The organism is Cecembia calidifontis, from assembly GCF_004216715.1.
GTDB classification, from domain to species: domain Bacteria; phylum Bacteroidota; class Bacteroidia; order Cytophagales; family Cyclobacteriaceae; genus Cecembia_A; species Cecembia_A calidifontis.
Window position 1 is genome coordinate 3,693,662 of the sequence record NZ_SGXG01000001.1, and the last position, 22,270, is coordinate 3,715,931.

At 41.4% G+C, this 22,270-nt stretch carries 19 protein-coding genes; 3 read left to right on the forward strand and 16 right to left on the reverse strand.

Features of this window, described 5'->3' with window-relative positions; translation table 11 throughout:
* Positions 1 to 2,517 (reverse strand): glycogen/starch/alpha-glucan phosphorylase, encoded by a 2,517-nt coding sequence (locus tag BC751_RS15820; RefSeq protein ID WP_130276504.1) that lies wholly within the window; start codon positions 2,515 to 2,517, stop codon positions 1 to 3.
* 177 nt (positions 2,518 to 2,694) lie between these two features.
* Here BC751_RS15820 and BC751_RS15825 point away from each other — a divergent pair, with 177 nt between their 5' ends.
* On the forward strand, positions 2,695 to 3,345 hold the full coding sequence (locus BC751_RS15825) for a hypothetical protein (protein ID WP_242617499.1): 651 nt from the start codon (positions 2,695 to 2,697) through the stop codon (positions 3,343 to 3,345).
* Positions 3,346 to 3,352: 7 nt separating this feature from the next.
* On the opposite strand, the gene BC751_RS15830 is transcribed toward BC751_RS15825, so the two are convergent.
* The 10 genes from BC751_RS15830 to BC751_RS15880 form a co-directional block, all read right to left on the reverse strand.
* On the reverse strand, positions 3,353 to 4,063 hold the full coding sequence (locus tag BC751_RS15830) for a DUF2490 domain-containing protein (protein WP_242617500.1): 711 nt from the start codon (positions 4,061 to 4,063) through the stop codon (positions 3,353 to 3,355).
* Positions 4,064 to 4,174: 111 nt separating this feature from the next.
* Complete coding sequence (locus BC751_RS15835; RefSeq protein WP_207226907.1) at positions 4,175 to 4,984, reverse strand: DUF2490 domain-containing protein; 810 nt, start codon at positions 4,982 to 4,984, stop codon at positions 4,175 to 4,177.
* 136 nt (positions 4,985 to 5,120) lie between these two features.
* The gene (locus BC751_RS15840) at positions 5,121 to 6,362 is read right to left on the reverse strand and encodes a BamA/TamA family outer membrane protein (protein ID WP_130276508.1); all 1,242 of its coding nucleotides are present in this window, start codon (positions 6,360 to 6,362) and stop codon (positions 5,121 to 5,123) included.
* A 211-nt stretch (positions 6,363 to 6,573) separates the two neighbouring features.
* Positions 6,574 to 8,634, reverse strand: a complete 2,061-nt coding sequence (locus BC751_RS15845; RefSeq protein ID WP_207226908.1) for an alkyl/aryl-sulfatase — start codon at positions 8,632 to 8,634, stop codon at positions 6,574 to 6,576.
* Positions 8,635 to 8,763: 129 nt separating this feature from the next.
* Complete coding sequence (locus tag BC751_RS15850; protein WP_242617501.1) at positions 8,764 to 9,594, reverse strand: helix-turn-helix domain-containing protein; 831 nt, start codon at positions 9,592 to 9,594, stop codon at positions 8,764 to 8,766.
* A 276-nt stretch (positions 9,595 to 9,870) separates the two neighbouring features.
* On the reverse strand, positions 9,871 to 11,076 hold the full coding sequence (locus BC751_RS15855; RefSeq protein WP_130274032.1) for an IS256 family transposase: 1,206 nt from the start codon (positions 11,074 to 11,076) through the stop codon (positions 9,871 to 9,873).
* Between the two features lie 405 nt (positions 11,077 to 11,481).
* The gene (locus BC751_RS15865; protein WP_207226909.1) at positions 11,482 to 11,883 is read right to left on the reverse strand and encodes a DUF6515 family protein; all 402 of its coding nucleotides are present in this window, start codon (positions 11,881 to 11,883) and stop codon (positions 11,482 to 11,484) included.
* Between the two features lie 259 nt (positions 11,884 to 12,142).
* Positions 12,143 to 13,450 (reverse strand): IS1380 family transposase, encoded by a 1,308-nt coding sequence (locus BC751_RS15870; RefSeq protein ID WP_130273823.1) that lies wholly within the window; start codon positions 13,448 to 13,450, stop codon positions 12,143 to 12,145.
* 117 nt (positions 13,451 to 13,567) lie between these two features.
* Positions 13,568 to 14,416: a DUF6515 family protein gene (locus tag BC751_RS15875; protein WP_207226910.1), complete on the reverse strand. Its 849-nt coding sequence runs from the start codon at positions 14,414 to 14,416 to the stop codon at positions 13,568 to 13,570.
* Positions 14,413 to 15,168 carry a DUF2092 domain-containing protein gene (locus BC751_RS15880; protein ID WP_130276511.1) on the reverse strand — a complete coding sequence of 252 codons (756 nt, stop codon included), beginning with the start codon at positions 15,166 to 15,168 and terminating at the stop codon, positions 14,413 to 14,415. The genes BC751_RS15875 and BC751_RS15880 overlap by 4 nt, the downstream gene beginning before the upstream one ends.
* A gap of 237 nt (positions 15,169 to 15,405) precedes the next feature.
* On the opposite strand from BC751_RS15880, the gene BC751_RS15885 reads away from it, so the two are divergent.
* A complete protein-coding gene (locus BC751_RS15885; RefSeq protein ID WP_130276512.1) occupies positions 15,406 to 15,867 on the forward strand; it encodes a hypothetical protein in 462 nt (153 codons plus the stop codon).
* A gap of 63 nt (positions 15,868 to 15,930) precedes the next feature.
* Here BC751_RS15885 and BC751_RS15890 read toward each other — a convergent pair whose 3' ends face one another.
* The 5 genes from BC751_RS15890 to BC751_RS15910 all read right to left on the reverse strand — a co-directional run bounded on the left by BC751_RS15890 (position 15,931) and on the right by BC751_RS15910 (position 20,503).
* Positions 15,931 to 17,226 (reverse strand): TRAP transporter large permease, encoded by a 1,296-nt coding sequence (locus tag BC751_RS15890; protein WP_130276513.1) that lies wholly within the window; start codon positions 17,224 to 17,226, stop codon positions 15,931 to 15,933.
* A 3-nt stretch (positions 17,227 to 17,229) separates the two neighbouring features.
* Positions 17,230 to 17,715: a TRAP transporter small permease gene (locus tag BC751_RS15895; RefSeq protein ID WP_130276514.1), complete on the reverse strand. Its 486-nt coding sequence runs from the start codon at positions 17,713 to 17,715 to the stop codon at positions 17,230 to 17,232.
* 89 nt (positions 17,716 to 17,804) lie between these two features.
* Positions 17,805 to 18,821: a TRAP transporter substrate-binding protein gene (locus BC751_RS15900; RefSeq protein ID WP_130276515.1), complete on the reverse strand. Its 1,017-nt coding sequence runs from the start codon at positions 18,819 to 18,821 to the stop codon at positions 17,805 to 17,807.
* Positions 18,818 to 19,474: a beta/alpha barrel domain-containing protein gene (locus BC751_RS15905; RefSeq protein WP_130276516.1), complete on the reverse strand. Its 657-nt coding sequence runs from the start codon at positions 19,472 to 19,474 to the stop codon at positions 18,818 to 18,820. Before BC751_RS15905 ends, BC751_RS15900 begins: the two co-directional genes overlap by 4 nt.
* Before the next feature lie 33 nt (positions 19,475 to 19,507).
* Positions 19,508 to 20,503: a sugar kinase gene (locus BC751_RS15910; RefSeq protein WP_130276517.1), complete on the reverse strand. Its 996-nt coding sequence runs from the start codon at positions 20,501 to 20,503 to the stop codon at positions 19,508 to 19,510.
* Between the two features lie 116 nt (positions 20,504 to 20,619).
* Here BC751_RS15910 and BC751_RS15915 point away from each other — a divergent pair, with 116 nt between their 5' ends.
* Positions 20,620 to 22,260 (forward strand): UxaA family hydrolase, encoded by a 1,641-nt coding sequence (locus tag BC751_RS15915; protein ID WP_130276518.1) that lies wholly within the window; start codon positions 20,620 to 20,622, stop codon positions 22,258 to 22,260.
* Positions 22,261 to 22,270: the final 10 nt, after the last annotated feature.

Here is a 22,270-nt window from a genome sequence, read left to right on the forward strand (position 1 = left end):
TCAGTATTTTCCATTGAGATGTACAGGTACAGATTTTACTTTCCAGATTTCATCACAGTATTCCCTGATGCTCCTGTCACTTGAAAACTTACCCATTCTGGCAGTATTCAATATGGACATTTTTGCCCAGGATTTCTTGTCTTTAAAGGCTTCCGCAGCCTGTTCCTGACTGGCTACATAGGAGGCAAAATCTGCCAAAACCAAGAATGGATCATGGTAAAGCAAGTTATCTACCAGGTCTTTAAATATCTTATCGTCCAAATGGGAAAAATATCCGGATGCAATTTGGTCAATAGCGAGTTTCAATTCCTCATTCTCCAGGTAGTAGCTGTAAGGATTATATCCTTCATTTTTCTTTTTCGCAACTTCTTCTGCAGTCAGTCCAAATAAGAAGAAATTCTCCTCTCCTACTGCTTCCCTGATTTCCACATTGGCGCCATCTAAGGTCCCTATGGTTATGGCGCCGTTCATAGACAATTTCATATTACCGGTTCCTGAGGCTTCTTTGCCTGCGGTAGAAATCTGAACGGAAAGGTCTGCGGCCGGATAAATTACCTGAGCATTGCTGACATTATAGTTTGGAAAAAAGACCACCTTTAACCTATCCATCACGTCAGGATCATTATTGACAATTTCCCCTACAGAATTGATGAGTTTGATAATCAGCTTTGCCATCCTGTAACCTGGTGCCGCCTTACCTGCAAAAATGAACGTGCGGGGAACAATTTCCAGACTTGGATTCTTTTTGATCCTATTATATAAAGCGATCACATGGAGAATATTGAGATGTTGCCTCTTGTATTCATGAATTCTTTTTACATGAACATCAAAGAGGGAATCTGGATTGACTTTGATACCTGTCCTGTTCAGAATTTTTTTGGCGAGGGTCTTTTTCATCTCATACTTAACATCCATCCAAGCCTTCTGGAATTCAGGATCATCGGCAAAGGCTTCCAATCGTTTGAGTTCCTCTAAATGTTTGATCCAGGATTCACCAATTTTACCGGAAATCAATGAGGTCAATTTCGGATTACTCAAAACCAACCATCTCCTTGGAGTGACTCCATTGGTCTTATTACTGAATTTTTCAGGGTACAGGGCATACCAATCTTTTAAAACGGTACTTTTTAGCAGCTCTGTATGTAGTGCGGCCACTCCATTGATGGCAAAGCTGCCGGCACAGGCCAGATTTGCCATTTTAATATATTTCCTAGGCCCCTCCCCAATGATAGAAAGACTATTGATTTTATTATGGTTGCCGTACACTTTGATCGTAACCTCGTCCAAAAATCTACGGTTGATTTCATAAATAAGTTCAAGATGCCTTGGGAGAACTGAGCCGAATAATTCCAAATCCCAGGTTTCCAAGGCTTCAGGCAAAAGCGTATGATTGGTATAAGCAAATGACCTGGTGGTCACCCTCCAGGCATCCACCCATTCCAGATCATATTCATCCACCAAAAGCCGCATCATCTCCGCAATGGCAATAGCAGGATGGGTATCATTCAACTGTACGGCAAAAGTCACATTGAAGTCTTCTATCTTTTCCCCTTGTCTCAGATGAATACCAATCATATCCTGAAGGGAACAGGATACAAAAAAGTATTGCTGCTGCAACCTTAGAATTTTACCGCTCAATGTCTCATCATTCGGATAAAGCACCTTACTGATATTTTCGCAGATGATCTTTTGGTTGACTGCATTGTTATAATCCCCGGAATTGAAGGACTGAAAATCAAAGGATTTTGGTGCTTCTGACTTCCAGAGTCTTAAGGTATTGGTAGTATTGACCTTATATCCTACGATAGGCGTATCGTAAGCCACACCCTTTACCGTCAGTTCAGGTATCCAATTGCTGCGGAATTTTCCATCTCTGTCCATATAATGTTGGACATATCCGCCCAACTTGACTTCATAATTCAGTTCCCTCCTGGCAATTTCCCAGGGATTGCCCCTTCTGAGCCAATTATCCGTGTCTTCAACTTGCCAGCCATCTCTGATTTCCTGCTCGAAAATCCCAAACTGATACCTAATACCATAGCCTATGGCAGGAACTTCAAGCGCTGCCAAGGAGTCCATATAACAGGCAGCCAAGCGACCAAGCCCCCCATTTCCCAGGCCTGGCTCAACTTCCTTATCCAGCAACCACTGCAAATTGATCCCCAGTTCCTGGGTAGCCTGCTCTACTTCCTTAAATATTCCAAGATTAATCAGGTTATTGGCCAGGTGTGGCCCCAAGAGATATTCTGCAGACAAATAAGAAACTATCCGGTGCCTTCCCTCTAAATATTGCTTCACAGAAGCTACCCATCTTTGAAGCAGACGATCCCTTACAGCATAAGCAAGGGACATGTAATAATCATTCCTTGTTGCTATTTCAGGGTATTTTCCCTGAACATAAAAAAGGTTGTTTAATATCGCCTTTTTTAATGCTTCCACACTAAGGCCTGTTCTTGCATCTTCATCGAGCACCTCTGAAGGTCTTTGTGAGGATGCTGCATGTTCGTTTTTATCCATTTCCTAATCCGCTAAATCGGTTTGAAGTTTGAAATTTAGGCAAAAGAAGAGGTTAAAAAAAACCCGAAATTTGAAGCTTATCCAATTTGGCAACCTAAACTTTTTATTTTGGGTAAAAAAATTGATTGTTTTTTTTCAAAACTGTAAATTAAAGGAACATTAGAAAACCAGCAAATCATGAAAAACTTGCCCTATTTATTTGCGCTCCTGATTCTATTGGGATGTGCCCCATCTACAAAAATCACAGGTTCCTGGACCAGCCCGGATAAAAATCCGGAAGGCTATAGGAGTATTTTTATCGCTGCAGTCATTGATAATATGCAGACGAGACAAGTTGTCGAAAATGATTTCAAAAAGAAATTGGCAAAATTGAATATTTCCTCTGAAACCAGCTCAGAAAGGATAAAGCCCACTTTTTGGGAGAGCAAGGAAATAGACAAAGAGGCCATAAGGGAAATCATTTCTCAAAATGGATTCGATGCCATCCTAACCATGACTTTGCTGGAAAAGCACAGTGAGGAAAGGTATATTCCCGGAACAATGGTGTATAACCCCATGGTACTTGGAGGCTGGGGCTGGGGAAGAAGGGGGACTTACTGGGGATATTGGGTATATCATTACCCCATGATGGCAAGTCCAGGATATATCGTAAATGACAACGAATACATCATCGAGATCAATTTGTACGATGCGAAAACAGAGTTGCTGATTTGGTCCGCACAGTCCAAAACACTTAATCCTGATTCCCTGGAAAAGTTTGCTTCCGACTTCTCCACAGTAGTATTGGAGAAAATGCTGGAAGAAGGGGTTCTGAAACAATACCTTTAACAGTTTCCTAAATTTTATCAGCTGGAAACTCCCGTAGGAAATGTCTTTTAAAGTCTTTAAAACGGTAATTCAGGTTGATCCAAAGGACAAAACCCTGAAGTACCCTGACCTGCCCTGATGCTGTACTTTGAAACCGCAGGTGATATCCGGGAGAAAGTGTGGCGGTACCCCTTTGCATACCAGCTAGAAAAAAAATCCGGTGTTCAAATGGAATATCTACAAAAGCAGGCCCGCTCGTCAGTAAGGTTTCATTGACCATACTGACTGAAAAATTAGATTGTAAGGACTCTACTCTTCCGACATTATAGCGGATGGCAGAATTAAACCTGAAGCGATGGTTTAAATCAAAGCCATCCAGAAGCGTTTCATTGTCAAACTGATTACGGAACCTGGCATCATACCTGAATCTAAAGCTTACCCCATATCTTGTAGCTCCAGGAACCCTGAAAATAATCTGGCCCCAAGGCCTTCTTTCAGGACGCATAAGCTTACCTTCTGAAAAAGGAGTAGTCAAACCCAGATGGGCATAACCCGCTGTAAAGTTTAATTTATCACTGGGCGTATGATAAGTAATTCCGGATCGGACAATCAGAAAAATTTCAGGAACATAGTGGGAATCCAACCATAAGGACCAACGTTCTCCAATTTGACCAGAAGTCATCAGGCCCCACCAGGATTCCGTCCTGAATTGGGCCTGTCCATTTCCTGGGAATGGCAAAAAAAAGAGAGCTAAAAATAACAGAAAAAAACTTTTCATCACGAACTTTACTTTTTTGCAATCGACTTATCAAAGTAAAGAAACAGGATTTTGGACATCTAGCCAAGTGTTTTAATCAATCACTGAAATTTCTTCTATTTGAATTGTTTTTTTTCTTTTCCTAAAATCCAATGTATGGAAAAGTGTGATTCGGAAGGAATTGATCAAAAAGGTTTCCCTTAAAAAGGGCTGCTGCTGGACAATTAGTTGGTACAAAACCGCAAGACTTAGGCTTCCAGAAGGAGAAATCAGCACTCCGGCCAGGGTCCTGTTTTGGTCGAAAAGCATATAACCGACTTCTTCTTTGTTGTGGATAAAAAACTCATTGGCCAACTGCCATCGTAAGGAAGTCTTATTTTCAGGATATTCGGTGATAGGTCCGTCGAATTGGATTAAGTAGCGGTATCTATTTGTAAAAGTGGAGATGGTCTCGTCCAGGTTTTCATTGGTAAACTGCTGCCTCCACCTTTGTTCTACACGGATACGGTGCACTAAATTGACTTTTCCAAGCGTATGGTTATATTGGATTTGTTCATAGATCCTGTTTTCATGGAGCCAGATACGGTCTTTGGTTGGAACGAAAGTTCCGAACCAGGCATATCCTCCTGTAATCCTAAAGCCAGTCTTGGTATGGTAATTCATACCTAACCTCGCTGCAGTCAGACTGGAATTCAGGGGAATAAGTCCGGTTGTCCGGTAGTTGAGGTCGAATCCGTAACTCCATCTGTCGTCAAACCTTCCAATATGGTTGTAGGTAAACCACCACTGTGGTTTGGCAAATTGGGCCTTTATAGGATGGATGGCCAAAAACAAAACAAAAAATAGAAAAACCAGTCTCCAGTCTGATTTCTTAACGATAATTTTCCGGATTTGGATTTTCATAGCTGCTGCAGGATTGTTGATCCGCTTTGACAAAGAAATCCAACAAAACTCAATGTACCTAGACTTGAGACTGTTTTTCACCCTTTTCCCTTTAATCAATCTAATTCTTATCTATTTTCGATAATATTCTGATTTCCTAAAAATATTCATTCAGGTTCACAAACAACCCTTGGGCTCCATTGGCCCCAAAACCATAATCAAGACCTAAATTAACCCTTTTCTTCTCATTGATCATGAATCTCAATCCGCCACCATAACCGAAAACAAAATTCTCAAAAATATTGATGTTTTCGGTTCTGCTGCTTGCCGTGGAGGTATTCAGGAAAAGAACTCCTCCCCATTTATCTTTATCTCTCTGCAATGGAAACCTCCATTCTGCTTCTGCATACATAAGGTCCTCCCCTCTTATCCTTCCCTGGGTATATGGCCTTCCCGAACGGGCAAACATATCCCAACCTATGGCGGGCAAAGCCAAATAAGGTGATGTGCCACTGGTGACAAACCATCCATAGGTCCAAAAAGCTAGTAGGTTCCTTGGTCGGGACTCATCAAGATTGATATAGGTGCGGTATTCCATCCACAATTGGGAAGCGTTAGTGGTACTGCCCAAAAACTCCGGAAATCCCCGCTGGGAAATCGCTGCCAACTGTCCTTCATAGGGATTAACCACATTATCCCTACTATCAAATGTAGCATTGGCAGAAAGTCCCGACTGGGAATATTTTTCAGTACCTATTCCTTTTAGTGTTTGGTATCGATAATGATGGGTAATCCTTTGGGGCTCTGTTCCAAGATCCAGCTGCTTGTCATCAATATTCCAGAAGATATCCAAATGGTAACCTATACCATAGAACAGATTGGTCTGCTTATGCCTTTTCTGTACGGTTTGATAAAAGCGGAAATTGTTGAAAGACATCATTTCCTGCTTCTGAATAGGAGGATAGGGATTATCTGAAGGAATTTCACTTCCTCCAACCAGGGTACTTTGATCCAATACCGAACCAAGACCATATGTTGGCTGGGCGTTGAGGTTGAAACGGATATCAGTCAAGAGGTTAAATTTGTCCTCTTTGGTAAATGCATTGGCGCGTACGGATGTAAACAGTTGATTAAGTGTAGTATAATAAACCCCAATCAATGCAGTAGAATTTCTGGTATCGGCCCCATTTCCCATATTCCAATTAAGTCCCGGCAATACCCCGAACAAAACACCAACAGTTGGGTTTGCAGCAACCACCGGCAAAATGTTAATATCCATTTTTTTTGCATCCTTTTTTCCCTCTTCTTCAACTTTGCCCTTTTCTTCTTGGGCCATCAAGTTAAATGGTGAAAAAAACAGTAAACAAAATACCCATATGACACATAAGATCTTTTTCATGATTTTCTTGGGGTAGAATAATTTTTAATTATCGAAAGTACTGAAATTGGATTCCAGCTTTTCTGATTACTTGCCCGCATTTGATAAATCATGGCAAGCATTGATGGATAGCTTTAAGAAACCAATCACGGAAATGAATCCATATAAATTCACTTTAGTGATTGGTTTACATTATCATTTATGGATTCAACTAATTGAATAAATTCTACAATTAGTCTTCGATATAAGCTGGCGCATCCAATTTCAGGTCTTTTTGGGAAGCCTGGAATTTATCCTTTTTGGTTCCCGGAAGAATCTCAAAAGTCAGATCAAATTCATCCATCATTCCGACCAATTGTTTCAAAATGCTGATATCTCCCTCAATTTTGACTTTTCCCTCTCCTACCAATTCCTCAAATGTTTTAACTCCCATCATGACCAAATTAAGATCAGAACGATTCAGGGTCAGTGAGAGGTCTGCATTTTTGGCAGTAAAGCCCTGAACATTGCTTAAAGTAGCATTACTCAGTTCGATAAGGAATTTTTCATTATTGTCTGGAGTTATCAGGTTCATTTTGAATTTGATGTCCTTGGCTTTGTCACTGTTCAGCTTAATTCCAAGGAAGTCCAACCAAATACCAGTAGACATGGAGCGGATAATATCAGGAGTAACCGATTTTGGAGATTCTCCGCCGGGAATTCCATTCCTCAATTCATAAGCTCCTGCCAAAAAACTATTCCTCAAGCTCGTACTTTCCTGTTGGTAACCGATCTGCTCATAACAATCTGCCAAAAGTTCCTTCGCTTCCTGATTATTGGGTTCAGCAAAAATGAGTTTATTCAGAAGCTCCCCAGCGAGCCTGTATTTACCTTCAGCGAAAAGTGCTTTTCCTTTTTTAATGATTGGTCCTGAGCCTCCCATCATATCAACAAAAAGTGGGGCTGATTCCCTCTCAGGTAAAGGCATCAAGGTAGCCGGATTGGCATCCCAGTACCCCAGGTACCTGTTAATAACGGCCCTACTATTGTGCTCTACAGATCCATGATAGGCTCGGGCAGCCCATTGCTGTTGTAAACTTTCGGGAACTTTATACACGTTGTGGATTTCGTTTACAGTTACACCTTTGTTAGCAAGATGCATCACCGTGTTGTGGATGTGGGCATAGGCATCTCTTTGTGTTCTTAACACTTCCTGCACCCTATCATTACCCCATCTTGGCCAATGGTGCGAGGCAAACATTACTTCTGCTTCTTGGCCAAATAAGTACAAGGCTTCAGAAATTTTCTTAGACCATTGCAAAGGATCCCGAACAAGTGCTCCTCTTAGCGTATAAATATTGTGTATGGTAGCTGTTACATTTTCTGCCATCCATAGCGCTTTCTTATCCGGAAAATAGGTATTCATTTCCACAGGAGCTTCTGTATTAGGCGTGTTTTGGAATATCATCCGTACCCCGTCTACTGTATGCTCTTCCACAGGTTTGGAAATGTAAAGCGTAGGAGCAATTAAGCCTAACAAACCACTTGACACATTTTTGGATAAGGCTTGATCTACGTGTCCATAAGGACTAACAGGTAGCAGCACACCGTACTGATAAAAAAGCCTTCTGTTCATGGCATTCCCTGCAATCACGTTTTCAGAAACTGCAAAATCCATAAAGCCTGCCGGTGCAATCACTTTCACTTTGCCTGAAATTACATCCTCTTCATTAATTACTGCCCTTACCCCTCCAAAATGGTCTGCATGGGGATGGGAATAAATAACTGCTCTAACTGGGCGCTCGCCCAGTTGCTCATTGGCAAATTTCAAAGCTGCGGCTGCAGTTTCACGAGTAGTCAATACATCTACGAGTATCCATCCCGTCTTACCTTCAATTAAGGTCATATTAGACAGATCAAATCCACGTACCTGATAGATACCATCCGATACCTTGTAAAGCCCGTAACCCATATTGAGGGTTGCAATCCTTTGGAGAGATGGATGGATAGATTTAAACTCTTGGTTTTGAAGGAGAAAATCATAGCGCCCAATATCCCAGACCACTCTGCCATCAGCATTTTTTATCTGTCTGTAAGATGGTGCGGCAATAAATCCCTTTTTTTGTTCTTCATAATCTCGGACATCGGAAAAAGGAAGCGTTTTCTTCCGGTTTTCCCATACTTCTAAAGTATACTTAGAGGGACCCTTTCCCTTGGGATCAAAATGGTCGCTTACTTTTAAGTTTTCGTCAGTAGGAAATGTTCCCGCCTCCTTTTCTGAACAATTGGTCAACGCAAAAAGCAGGATTGCCATTGCGGGTATTGTTAAGAATTTGACTGTTGTTTTCATAGTGGATAAATTTGTGAATTCTATTTAACTACAAATTTCCCCAATTACAGCCCCCCTAACAAACTTAGAGATGTCCATAAAGCCAAGAATTATTTAATCTTGGCGAGATTTACTTAGGTTTTTTACCTTTGCAGACCTGATGTACAAGGAAGGTGATATATTTTTAAATTTTTGAAAAGCCTGGGTAAATGAATTCCTGTTGTTGAATCCTGCCATCTCTGCCAATCCATGGATGGATAGGTGGTCATATTTTCCTGAATCAATAAATAGGCAAGCTTCTTCAACTCTTTTTTGATTGATAAAATCTGAAAAACTACAATCTAAATGATGGTTGATAAATAAGGTCAACAAATAACCTGGTATCCCTGTATCCAAGGCAAGATTGTGGATAGAATATCCTCTCTTCAAAAATTTTTTTTCTTGATCCAATACAGCTTTTAATTTGGTTTCTATTTCTAAAATCTTCTCCTGAGTCAAAAAATCTTTTGTGTCTGTTTTTTCTTTGGTTTTCTGCTCGATGTATTTTTCTACATTAAGACCATAAAGTATTCTGGGAAAAAACAATAAACTCAAGCCAGCTCCAAAAGCCAATACGGCTGTAAAGAAATGAAGTAGTTCAAAACCCAAAAGGGGCTCAGCTGACCTTGAAAAAATGAGGAATGGCAAAAACAACAATAATTCAAATCCTAAAAAAATCTTGATCCAGATGAACCAACTTTTTCCAAAATCATGGAAGGTTTTCTTTATTTTATGTTGGTATTTGAAAACCAAGGTTATAGATGCTATCCAATAGATGATCAATAGGATGGTACGGAACGAGGTATAAAAATCAAAGGAAAAAAACCTGGATTGCCTGTATTGTGTAAATAAAACAGGATCTGAAATTTCTGATTCAATCAGTTTCAGCTTTTCTTGGTGATTCAATATAAAAACAGGCAAAAAATCAATAAAAAAAAGTAAAGCAGGTAGCAGATGTAGCAGGTCTATTGGTTTAACTTTCCTATTGAGTATAATCGTCTGAACATATAGAAAAATAAAAGGAATAGTTAGGAGTGAAACCAGATTTCCCGTCCTGTACAAGTGAGGAAAATGAATAAAGTTTCCTGAATAAGTCAGCCATGCTATAAAGGCAATGTACGTCAGGCAGATTAATAGACACTATCCCGATAAGTGTGTAAACTTCAAATTATGGTTTTATTGTCAGGTATCAAGAAGCCTGACCCTATCACCAAATATAAGCAGGAAACTGTTAAGAATAGCTCCCCAGTCTCTGATAGGCATAGTCCATTTTTTCGATGCTTCTCTTGCAGCCAGGAAAACAGACTTCATTACGGCATCATCTGTCGGGAAAGAGAGCTTGTTTTTGGTGTATTTTCTGATCTTTCCATTGAGATTTTCAATCAGGTTGGTGGTATAGATGATTTTACGGATTTCAGCCGGGTAATCGAAGAAAACGGTGAGTTCATCCCAGTTGTCCCTCCAGCTTTTGATGGCATAAGCGTATTTGGATTCCCATTTTTTGGCAAAATCGTTCAGGGCAGCCCAAGCAGCATCTTTTGTAGGGGCGGTATAAATTTCCTTCATATCCCTTGTAAACGCCCTGCGGTCTTTCCATGCGACATATCTACATGCGTTTCTGATCTGGTGGACGACACATATCTGAGTGACTGATTGGGGGAATGAAGCTTTTATCGTATCAGTAAACCCGTTCAGGTTGTCAGTTGCCGTTATGAGAATATCTTCAACCCCTCTGGCTTTCAGGTCGGTGAGTACCCCCATCCAGAAAGCCGAAGATTCATTCTTGCCAAGCCAAAGGCCTAGGATCTCTTTAAGGCCGTTAGTTCTGAGGCCAACGGCAATATAAACGGTCTTGTTGACCACTTTGGAGTTCTCCCTGACTTTGAAGGATATACCATCCATCCAAACGATCAGGTATACAGGGTCAAGCGGCCTGTTTCTCCATGCAACAATATCCTCCGCTACGGCACCGGTAACCCTTGAGATGGTGGAGGAGGAAACATTGATGTCATAAAGCTCCCGGATCTGTTCTTCGATGTCCTGGTTTGACATTCCCTTGGCATACATGGAAATGATCACGTTTTCAACGCCCTCCGCCATGCTTCTGCGTTTGGGCACAAGGGCAGGCTCAAAGCTGCCGTCCCTGTCTCTTGGGACTCTGATTTCAGCTTCCCCAAATGTGTTTTTTATTGTTTTGGTGGAATAGCCGTTCCTTGAATTGGGATTATCGGAATTCTGATGCTTTTCATAGCCAAGATGGGCATCCAGCTCGCCTTCAAGCATTTTCTCAACGGCTCTTTTCTGAAGCTGTTGAAGGAAGGAATTAAGCTCCCCGGCAGTCCTGAACTGCTTGAGGAAGTCATCATTTAGGAGATCTTCTTTTTTCATTTTTGTAATCTGTGTGTTATAAAGGTAAGAAATTGTCCACACACAGACCGGGGGGCGCCTACCGCGGGTTCCTCAAATTCCCTGTGCGATTTCTTCTAAATCACACAGAGAATTTCGAGGTTTAACTTTAACTTCGTAAGTAGTGAAACCAACTTACACAGTTTGTGTCATAGTCCCGATTAATATGATGCCCAATATAATATTTGATGGATTTTTCCTGTATCCGTTTACGATAAGGATAAAACCAACAAGTTATCCTATTAATTGAGAATTCAGATAAACAAGATTTTTCCAATCCAGCGAAATTTCCATAAAAAACTATTGGTTTCATACCATAAAGACAGGTATAAAAATCAATAATTTTAAGACAGTAAACAATATCTAAGGGATAACTTCTTCTAAATATTATTCTTCCTCTAGCTCAATATACACTACCTCATACATATTTCGTCCATTGACCTGAACCGGCTGATAATAGGTTTCCCCAAAGCGGATCAAGGTCCTATCCCCAATTTTCACCTCTTCTCCTCCTTCAGAAAGGTTTTCGACAAGAGTTCCTGCTACAGGAGGCACCACCCTAAATCCATTGGGCGTCTCTTCAAAAAAGGCTCCTCCCCAGTAAAAATTGTACTCATTTTCACCAATCTCGACTCTTTCAAAGTTGTCAGGGATCCGGCTTACCTCTGCACCTAACGGGGCAGGAACTACCACATAGCCTTCATCATCTTTCTGATAGAATATACCGTCAACATAATGGTATTCATTGATGACATTAGTTACATTGGTCACGTTCGTCACGTTTGTCACATTCGTTATATTGGTTTCATTGACTACCTAAAATCCGCAGGATTTTAGTTTGGAGATTTGAATCTGCTTGTTTGTGTTCATTTTTGGTCTAGTTCGGGAATTTCTTCCCTTTGATTGAAGAGTGTTCATAGTTTTGAGACAATGGATTTTAGGTTTGAGGATAAAATGGACGGTTTTTTTCCTCAATTTTAATGGAAAAGGCATACCTCTTCCCTGTAAATCTTTATTTTTTGAGCTCCTGAGGGGTTTTTATCTGAATTTAGTTCAAAATCGGCTTGTAATCCTTACTCGTGAACAGTTTGAGCACTTCTCTTCTTCCCGTTCTTATCCACTTGGCTGAAACAGTGATAAATCTGAAGATAAACTTCTTGAGCCTGTCGGTAGGCTTAAGCCAATCAACTTTTCTGGAATACTCTCCAATGATATAGGTGTAAAAATTGGCATACATAGCCGTCATAAGCATAAAGGAGGTATTCTCTGCAAGGAACGAACAGGGCAACTTAGACCAGCCAAAGTCATTGTTGAGTACATCAAACAAGCGTTCGCTTGCACCCCGGGCGTTATAAAACCTTACAACAGCTTCATTGGACGATGTATGTTCATTGGTCAGAATAGCCCTGTAAGTAAATGCATCTCCACTAAACACATCTGCCTGCCCGTCTTTACGCCTGATTCTGGTAATGACCAGCCTGTAAGACCTGTCTTTACCGAAAGGTTTGTAGTCGGATAGGTCAGTAACTTCCATTTCCTGTACACCCAAACGTATTTTCTGCCACTTCTCAGGGGCTATACTTCCAAGGATATTATCCAGTTTGGCACATCTGTTTGCCCGTATATAAAAGCTTTCGGTATGTGCTTCCAGTGTGCGGAGAACTTCTTCCTGATAGGATGCTGAATCGGCTCTGAACCTTCCGATACGGATATTTTCATTGGTAAGCTGCCCAAACATGCGTGTAAGTGTATCAGCCTGCAAATATTTGGCCTGACTGTTGCCATTTCTGCCCTCTACGTACACAGGAATGGCCTGTGAAAATTCAGGATGTGCTATGGAAGCTACACCTGGCTGATATCCATAGACGTGTTTATATGTCTTTTTTGAATCGTACTTTTCAGTTGGAATGACGGTGTTGTCATAATCGAGGTCGTAAGCAACACCTGACTTGAGTAATCCGGTCTTACAAGCTGATTTTAACAACAAGCTGTTGAGTTTTCCATTGATATTAAATTCATGGCTTACTCCACTGGACGGATTTATAAAGAGTTCTGTATCAACAGCAAGCTCTTTGATACCTCTCAGAATTGTATCGGCACTGCATACTGAAAATGAAGGGACCTGTTCAAGTGCGTCTCTCAAGTGAACATTGATATCTTCAGTACAGTCGCCACCATTAAAGAAAATAGCCATATGATTGGCGAAAATGTCACTGTATGAAAACCCTCCCCTTAAGGCTCTAACCCCCAATTGATTATCAATGAGTTCTGGGAGACCAGAATTTTTGAAAGAGTTAAAAACAAAATTAAAACCTCCGAAAGGTGTGATTTTTTCTGTCGAATTCGTAATTTTCATACCGCTTATCAAGGATGTGTGGTAACACCTAAATAAGTGAAAAAAAACGAGCCGGAAAAGCCTGAATTGAATAAATTCAGCCACTTTTTCGGCTTTTTTTAAATCCGCCCTGCGGATTTAAGGGACTACATTGATGACCTGGGCCTGAGGTGGAAGCATGGGCACATGGAATCCCCAGGGATGCCACATAGGACCCCAGAAAAAGGGTCTAAAGGGAAACCAAAAGAATGAATGAAAAGCAAAAACCCTCATCCCTCCCCACATAAAGGGAGGTCTCATCATCATGGGGTGCATCATGTTCACCCTTACGACGGTGTTGCGCTGTGCATTGATATTGATATTGTTATTATTGCCGATATTGATATTATTTCCTCCGGGCCGGGAAGGCCTACCGACATTATTGCCTCCCGGATTTCTGTTGCCATCCCGGATATTTCCCCTATCTGCTCCTCCCCTGTCATTCCCTCCTCTAGTAGCTGTCCTGTTCCCTGTTCTGTCATTGCCAGCTTGATTTCCCCTATTAATATCTCCCCTATTTCTTTGATCCCTGGCAGAATTGATTGAGCGGTCTTGGGTGGCATTTTGTGTATTTACCCTCCTTTCCGGGGAACGCTGCGCACCACCATTGATATTTCCCCTTTGGGATGGATTGCTCATGTTAGGATTACCAGGTCTGTTGCTCGGTGCCGTACTTGGCCTATTGGACGGCATAGTGGAAGGTCTTGAAGAAGGCGCTGTGGCAGGCCGTGAAGGAGGAGAGGCAGGTCTAGCAGCAGCACCTCCTCCTGTGGCAGGCCTAGACATATTTCCACCTCCTCCCGGTGAAGCAGCCCTTGGAGCCCCTGCAGACCGGGCAGCAGAAGGATGGTTCATCCGTTGGGCTTCAAGTATGGCAGGATGTACAAAAAAGAAAATAAGGAGGAATGCGAATAAATATAATTTATGGACGCGATTGGCTGTTTTCATTGCTCAGGACTGTTAATGTATGTGGATGATTTCGAAAGGATGCTGATTCTAGAGGCACTTTCCGGCACAACAAACTCAAACATCGCATCAGGAAGTACGGGGTTCAATACCCAATTGGAAAATACACCCTCAAACTGTAGGGGCTTATCGTTAGTAAGGTCATGGATCAAATAGCGTATGGGCAATGCGAAGGTATCATTGCTGATCCAGATCTGTACATTGGTCTCCTTTCCATACGCTACAATATGATGGACTTCTACCCCATTGATTTTGACTAATCCTTCATAGCTTACCCTTTCATGGGTACCCAATAAATCATCTGTAAAACCCGGATAAAAAAAATCCGCTGCAGGATACTCCAAATCATATTCTCGGTATACAAAATCAATAGTTTCTGTAATATTATCCGGTGTTTCAATAAATCCATATTGATTGGTGTTCACTGCGTAATACAGTAACATATCCCCATTGTACCAGTACCCTGTTTTACCTTTAGATCCTTCGTTTAAGACATGCATTTTATCAGGTCCGGCCATATACACTTCAAGCTTGTAAAAATCCTTCAAATAGCCCTTTTCCTGGTCAAATTTTTCTGTGGAGGTATGCACTGTAAAACTACAGGAATTAAGGTTGCCTATGATTTCGCTCATCCTGTCCAAAATGATTACCGCACCCGGATCCACATGGTATTCCTGAGCCCTTACTTGAACAAGCGGGCTGCAAATCAAGACAAACAAGAATATTTTTTTCATCAGGAAGCATTTTCTTTCCATAAAGTTAAATCAAGATCAACGGATAACATGAAATGAAAAGTTATGCGCCATCAGATTATTGCAAACAATTCATAAATTTTGGCAAGGAGGTACCCATCAACCTTTCGTGTTATCAAATTATATCAGAATTTCAATTTGGATAACAACAATCTCTTTCTAGCATTTGAAATATTCTAAGAAGCCTCTGCTTAATAAAATCAACTAAAATAAAAAAACATGAAAACCAGATTCATTTTAATTGCAGCATTGCTTTTAAGTCCCGCATTCCTACATGCACAATCTATTGATGATGAAATCACCCTGATTCAAAGTGCTTTCGGCATGGAAAAAAGGGCTTTGATCGAAGAGTATATGGGATATGACCGAAACGCCCAATTCTGGAACGTTTACAATAATTATGAAACTGAGCGAAGATCAATTATCAGGGAAAGAATAAAAACCATCAATGAATATCTGGAAAAATTTGACAAACTCAGCGATTCGGATGCAGATGCTATCACTAAATCCATTATCCGCAATAATGCTGAGATAGCTGCCCTGCACAGAAAATATCACAAACAATTCAACAAGGTGGTTTCACCAATAGAAACAGCAAAATTCTTACAATTGGATAGTTATATCCAAAACACCATTCTCCTTGCCATCTCCGAAAGCCTGCCTTTCATAGGTGAAAAATAGTGTTCAATTAGCCTAAAATAAAACAGGCTGTCTTTTAAAAAGGGACAGCCTGTTTTATTTCAATTACAAACCAAATAGTCTTGGCAACCACAAAGTTAATCCCGGCCACAGCGTCACCACAATCAGTCCCAAAATCATAGCAATAAAGAAGGGTATCAATGGCTTAACAGCTTTTTGTATACTCATTTGGGCTACCTGAACCCCAAGGAAGAGTACCGAACCCACAGGCGGGGTACAAAGCCCAATACACAGGTTCAAAATCATGATGATTCCAAAATGCACAGGATCCACACCCAAGGCGGTGACAACTGGCAAAAAGATCGGGGTGAATATCAAAACCGCCGGAGTCATATCCATAAATATCCCCACAAATAGCAACAACAAATTGATAATGATCAAAATGACGAAAATATTGTCGCTTAAGGATAATAGGGCTTCACTAATGGATTGGGGGATATCCTCACTGGACATCACCCAGGACATACTCATAGAGGTAGACACCAAAAGCAAAACCACAGCGGTCGTCTCAGAGGACTTCAGCAAAATAGCAGGCAAATCTTTTACCTTCAATTCTTTGTAGAAAAAAGACAATGCCAAAGTATAAACGACTGCAATGGCCGAAGCTTCTGTTGCCGTAAAAACCCCTGCTACAATGCCGCCGATTACAATAAACAGTAAAAGCAAAGCAGGAAATGCCCTGACTGATTTTTGCACCAATTCCTTAAATGAACTTACTTCTCCCGGAGGAAGATTGTGTTTTTTGATAAAAATCGCAGCCGTAAGCATCAGCACCAGTCCAATAAAAATCCCAGGAATGTAACCTGCAACGAAAAGGGCTGCAATAGAAACCCCTCCCGATGCCAGAGAATATACTATCAGTATGTTAGATGGGGGAATTATCAGACCGGTAGTGGAAGAAGTAATGTTAACCGCTGCTCCCAATCCCTTGGGATAACCTTCCTGTTCCATCCTTTTACCCAAAATCCCACCTATGGCAGATACAGCTGCTGCAGCAGAACCCGCAATGGCCCCGAAGAGCATGGCTGCAATCACATTCACGTACAACAGGCCCCCAGGCAATTTCCCTGTCATGGCTTTTGCCAGTTCAATCAGACGGTTGGCTATTCCGCCCCGGTTCATAATTTCACCTGCCAACACAAAAAATGGAATGGCCAATAAGGCAAAACTATCCAATCCCGTTCCCATCCGTTGTGCAATGGTGGTAGCCGAGGGTAAGGCTGCTACAGATACCAAAAGGGTGAGAAAACTCGAGATCCCAAGACTCCAGGCCACAGGAACCCCAATGCCCATTAATGTAATAAAAGATAATACCAGAATGATAATGCTGATGTATTCCATGAGCTATTGGGCTTTAAGAGAAGGGATCTGTTGTTTTATCTGATAAATCTGATAATAAGCTACAATAAAACCACTTACGGGAATGATACTGTACACATAGGCCAGGGGCAATTGAAGTGTGGCTGATTTTTGCTCCAAAATAAAGGTGATATAAACCAGGTTGCTTCCCCCTAACACCATTACCAAAAAGGCAAAAAATAAAACTAGCCCATAAATGAAAATCATCAGCTTAGCCTTGGCTCTTCCCACCAATTTTTGAGGTAAAATATCAATGGCCAAATGCTGGTCCTGACCGGCAACATAAGCAGCTCCCAACATGCCTAACCAGATGAGCATATACCTGGAGAGCTCATCCGTAAAGGAACTCGGATTTTGGAAAACATACCGGGAAACCACCTGCCAGGTCACGTTGAGTACCATGATGGCCATTAGTAAAATGAGCAGTCCTGCCACAATTTTGTCCAAGTTTGATTTGAAGGATAAATTCATTGACTCTTCTTTAAAACATGATTTTCAATATTGATTCCCCCTACCGCTATCTTTCCTCCCCATTTAATAAAATTCCCTTTGTACTGATATTAACTGCCTATTTTACGGATTTCTTCAATGATGGCATAGAGTTCAGGCTGGCTTGTTTTGAAGTTGTCATACATGACCTCCACCGCCTGCCGAAATCCAGATTGATCGGGATAAGTAATGGTAACCCCGGCTTTTTCCATTTCTCTCAAGGACAATTCTACAGATGCTGCCCAGAGTTTGTATTGGTATTCCGCTGATTCATCAGCTGCCTCCTGAATCCACTGTTTCTCTTCTTCATCCAAACTGTCCCACACTTTTGTACTGATCACTACCACATCTGGTATTGCTGTATGCTCATTGATGGAATAGAATTTACAAACCTCATAATGCCTGGAAGTATAAAGGCTGGGAGGATTGTTTTCAGCTGCATCCACGATCCCTTGCTGAAGTGCGGTATACAACTCCCCATAAGAAATTGGTGTAGGTGAGCCTCCAAAACTCTTGATCATATTGGTGGCCATATTACTCTCCAAAACCCTGATTTTTAATCCTTTTAGATCTTCAGGAGATTCAATGGGTTTAGTTTTGGAATAAAAGGATCTTTTGCCTGCATCATAATAGCAAAGGCCTCTCAACCAATATTTCTCACTTTCAAGAAGCAATTTTTTTCCAATTGACCCTTTTAACACCTCATCCCTGTGCTCATCATCTTTGAAAAGATAGGGCATGGATAAAACCTGCATGGCCGGAGCGAAACTTTCCAATGTAGCCGAAGACACCTTGGTCATGCCCAGACTACCGATCTGTAACAGTTCCACCAGCTCCCTTTCTGTGCCCAACTGCTGATTGGGATAAACCTTCACAATCATCCTTCCCTCCGATTTTTCAGCAATTCTTTCAGCCATGTAGACCATGGCCTCATGCACAGGATGCGTTACTCCAAGACCATGTCCCATTTTGATGATCCTGATCCCTCCGGGCCCCTGACAGGTTGTAAAAAAAAGAAGGGCAAAACATCCGATTACCAATCTTTGGATCACTTTACCCCAATATTTTTTCCCAGTTTCTTTGATCATTTTTTTAAATTTTGAATAATGGTCAAAGATTTTTCAATATGGGATTTCAATCCGCTGAAATCCCCTCTTTCCAATGATTTCAAATCAAACAATTGAGAGCCCATACCCACGCAGTGGATGCCTGCATTGAACCAGGTCCTAAGGTTATCTTCATTGGGTTCTACTCCACCGGTGGCCATCAGTTTGATGTCCGGAATGACGGAAAGGACAGCCTTGACGAAAGCAGGGCCAAGGACATTTCCAGGAAAGATCTTAATCAGGCTAGACCCCATTTTTTTTCCCTGATACACCTCGGTGACCGTAGCACAGCCCGGCACATAAAATATTCCTCTGGATTGACAGAATTCGGCTACCTCTCCAATCATAGCAGGCGAAATAATAAAATCAGCGCCCGCATTATGAAATCTCTGCGCATCTGAAACCTCAAAAATGGTCCCTATGCCCAGCATTAAATCAGGATATTTATCAGCATAGATCTTAAGGGATTTAAATACTTCAAATGCATTACTGTGCCTATTGGTGTATTCAAAAACCCTGACCCCGGAGTCATAAGCAGCATCCAATACAGATTTGGCCAATTCCAGGTCATGATGGGTAAAAAGCGGAACCAGTCCGCTTTGAACTACCTTGTTCAAAATTATTTGGTGATCCATGGTTTATAGGTTTGATATTTTAAGGGTGTTGAGTTATCGCATGAGTTTTCCCACATTTTTTTCATTCATCAGGTCAATGATTTCATCCAACTTGACCAAATTGGCATCCCCTGGAATACTGTGCTTAAGCACTGTGGCTGCCGTTGCGAATTCCAAAGCTTCCTGATCGTCCATATGCATCAATCCATATATCAATCCAGCGATAAAGGCATCCCCGCCTCCGACCCTGTCCACAATATGGGTGATTTCATAGGTCTTAGAATTGATGACTTCCGATCCATTCCATAGCACGCCATGGAGTTTATTATGGGACGCAGAAATTGATTCTCTTTTAGTCTTCGTGATATATTTTATTTGCGGATAATATTTCTTGGCCTCATAACAACAGGTGATCCAATCATCTGCCTGTATGTCCATGCAATTTTCAAAGTCTGTTTTACCTGCTACAATCACATGGGTATACCTTATCAGTTCAGGCATAATATCCAAAGGCCCCTTTCCATATTGCCATAGGTTCCTCCTGTAATTGATATCGCCGCTCACTGTGACCCCTTTTCCATTTGCAGCTTTCAACGCATTCAATAAGAGGTCAGCAGCTTGCTGGGAAATAGCCGGTGTGATACCCGTCCAATGGAACCAATCTACATTTTCAAAAACCAGGTCCCAATCTATTTCTTCACCTTCAAAAAGTGAAAACGCCGAATCAAACCGATCATAAATTATTTTAGATGAACGCTGCATTGACCCATTTTCCAAAAAATAGAGCCCCATCCTACCATCCTTTAAAAAAACCAGATCTGTCTCCAAGCCCATTTGCCTTAAATAGGCCTTGGCCGCCAATCCAAAATCATTATCCGGAAAAGCAGTGACATGAGAAGACTTCATTCCAAGTTGCGCCAAAGAAATGGCAACATTGGCTTCCGCCCCTCCAAAGGTAAGGTGATAGGTATTAGCCTGAAGGAATCTTTCATGCCCGGGAGTACTGAAACGCATCATTACTTCGCCGATTGTGATGATTTTTTTGCTCATTTGACAAAATTTATTCGAACCTGAAAATAATCACTTAAATTTTCATTTGTAGTATGGGATAGCATACTTTATGCAAACGATTTCAAAAAATAAATTAAAATTTTAGCCATTAAAAGATGAAAACTCTTCAAATACACGAAAAAGATAATGTTTTGGTAGTTTTGACCGATATTCAAAAAAACGAAGAGATCGAATACAAAGGAAAAAAGATTGTGACCAAGCAGGCAATTCCTGCCAAGCATAAGTTTACAATTGATGATTTGGGAAAGGGTGATTTTATCATCATGTACGGGGTAGTAGTAGGCAAAGCTAAAACTGATTTAGTTAGCGGTACGCTTATTACCACCCTTAATACCGAGCATGAAACCAGTGGCTTTGGGAAAAGAAATAAAGGAACTGAATGGCAAGCACCTGATATTGAAAAATTCCAGGGAAGGACTTTTAAGGGATACCATAGGGCTGATGGTCAGGTGGGAACTGCCAATTATTGGCTGGTAATACCGCTTGTGTTTTGTGAGAACAGAAATGTAGAAGTAATCAAGGATGCCTTCATGGAAGCCCTTGGATTCAGCAAGCCAAATCCTTACAAAACGCTGGTTCACCAGATGTCAAATTTGTACCGCTCAGGACAAAAAAATGAAATAGAAAATCTCCGAATAGAATTGGTTCAAGAACAAAAAGAGGACCGTTTGTTCAAAAATATTGACGGCATCAAATTCCTAACCCATCAAGGAGGCTGTGGAGGAACCCGCCAGGATTCCGAAATGCTCTGCACCCTCCTGGCAGGATACATCAACAATCCAAATGTGTCAGGTGCCACTGTACTTAGCTTGGGATGTCAGAATGCCCAGCCATCCATATTAAAAGAAAAATTAGCACAAGTCAACCCATCTCTTTCTAAGCCGGTCATTATTCTAGAACAGCAGCTGGAAGGCACCGAACAGGAATTGCTATCCCAATCGGTTAAAAAGACTTTTCTTGCTTTGGTGGAGGCCAATGAAAACACCCGAAAACCCGCTCCCCTATGCAAATTGAGCATAGGCTTGGAATGTGGTGGATCAGACGGATTTTCCGGCATATCAGCTAATCCGGCCGTTGGGCATGTTTCAGACCTTATTGTTGCTTTGGGAGGGAAAACCGTTCTATCTGAATTCCCGGAATTATGTGGTGTGGAACAGGAACTGATCAACCGATGTGTGGACGAACATACGGCAGAAAAATTTTCAAGCCTGATGAGTGCCTATTCCAAAGCAGCCGAAGCCGCAGGATCAGGCTTTGACATGAATCCATCTCCAGGCAACATCAAGGATGGTTTGATCACTGATGCCATCAAATCAGCAGGGGCTGCCAAAAAAGGAGGAACCTCTCCAGTGACAGATGTTTTGGATTACGGTGAATACCTTAAAAAACCGGGACTGAACCTTTTATGTACACCTGGAAATGATGTGGAGAGCACCACAGCAATGGCGGGCTCCGGTGTCAATATCATTTTGTTCACCACGGGATTGGGAACACCTACCGGAAATCCCATTGTCCCTGTCATCAAAATTTCTTCCAATAATAAATTAGCGGAAAGAATGCCCGATATCATTGATATCAATTCAGGTCCAATTATTACCGGAGAAAAAACCATTGAAGAACTTGGTGAAGAGATGCTGGAATTGATCATAAAGGTGGCCTCAGGAGAAAAACTCACAAAAGCAATGGAGCTAGGACAAGATGACTTTATTCCTTGGAAAAGAGGGGTTTCCTTATAAGGGATATCCT

Excerpts from the sequence above, each read along its gene's own strand:
- BC751_RS15900 (WP_130276515.1), bottom strand. The coding sequence starts at position 18,821 with ATGATCAAAGAAACTGGGAAAAAATATTGGGGTAAAGTGATCCAAAGA.
- BC751_RS15895 (WP_130276514.1), bottom strand. The coding sequence starts at position 17,715 with ATGAATTTATCCTTCAAATCAAACTTGGACAAAATTGTGGCAGGACTG.
- BC751_RS15870 (WP_130273823.1), bottom strand. The coding sequence starts at position 13,450 with ATGAAAATTACGAATTCGACAGAAAAAATCACACCTTTCGGAGGTTTT.
- BC751_RS15835 (WP_207226907.1), bottom strand. The coding sequence starts at position 4,984 with ATGAAAATCCAAATCCGGAAAATTATCGTTAAGAAATCAGACTGGAGA.
- BC751_RS15910 (WP_130276517.1), bottom strand. The coding sequence starts at position 20,503 with ATGAGCAAAAAAATCATCACAATCGGCGAAGTAATGATGCGTTTCAGT.
- BC751_RS15905 (WP_130276516.1), bottom strand. The coding sequence starts at position 19,474 with ATGGATCACCAAATAATTTTGAACAAGGTAGTTCAAAGCGGACTGGTT.
- BC751_RS15825 (WP_242617499.1), top strand. The coding sequence starts at position 2,695 with ATGAAAAACTTGCCCTATTTATTTGCGCTCCTGATTCTATTGGGATGT.
- BC751_RS15880 (WP_130276511.1), bottom strand. The coding sequence starts at position 15,168 with ATGAAAAAAATATTCTTGTTTGTCTTGATTTGCAGCCCGCTTGTTCAA.
- BC751_RS15820 (WP_130276504.1), bottom strand. The coding sequence starts at position 2,517 with ATGGATAAAAACGAACATGCAGCATCCTCACAAAGACCTTCAGAGGTG.
- BC751_RS15840 (WP_130276508.1), bottom strand. The coding sequence starts at position 6,362 with ATGAAAAAGATCTTATGTGTCATATGGGTATTTTGTTTACTGTTTTTT.
- BC751_RS15855 (WP_130274032.1), bottom strand. The coding sequence starts at position 11,076 with ATGAAAAAAGAAGATCTCCTAAATGATGACTTCCTCAAGCAGTTCAGG.
- BC751_RS15890 (WP_130276513.1), bottom strand. The coding sequence starts at position 17,226 with ATGGAATACATCAGCATTATCATTCTGGTATTATCTTTTATTACATTA.
- BC751_RS15875 (WP_207226910.1), bottom strand. The coding sequence starts at position 14,416 with ATGAAAACAGCCAATCGCGTCCATAAATTATATTTATTCGCATTCCTC.
- BC751_RS15885 (WP_130276512.1), top strand. The coding sequence starts at position 15,406 with ATGAAAACCAGATTCATTTTAATTGCAGCATTGCTTTTAAGTCCCGCA.
- BC751_RS15845 (WP_207226908.1), bottom strand. The coding sequence starts at position 8,634 with ATGGCAATCCTGCTTTTTGCGTTGACCAATTGTTCAGAAAAGGAGGCG.
- BC751_RS15915 (WP_130276518.1), top strand. The coding sequence starts at position 20,620 with ATGAAAACTCTTCAAATACACGAAAAAGATAATGTTTTGGTAGTTTTG.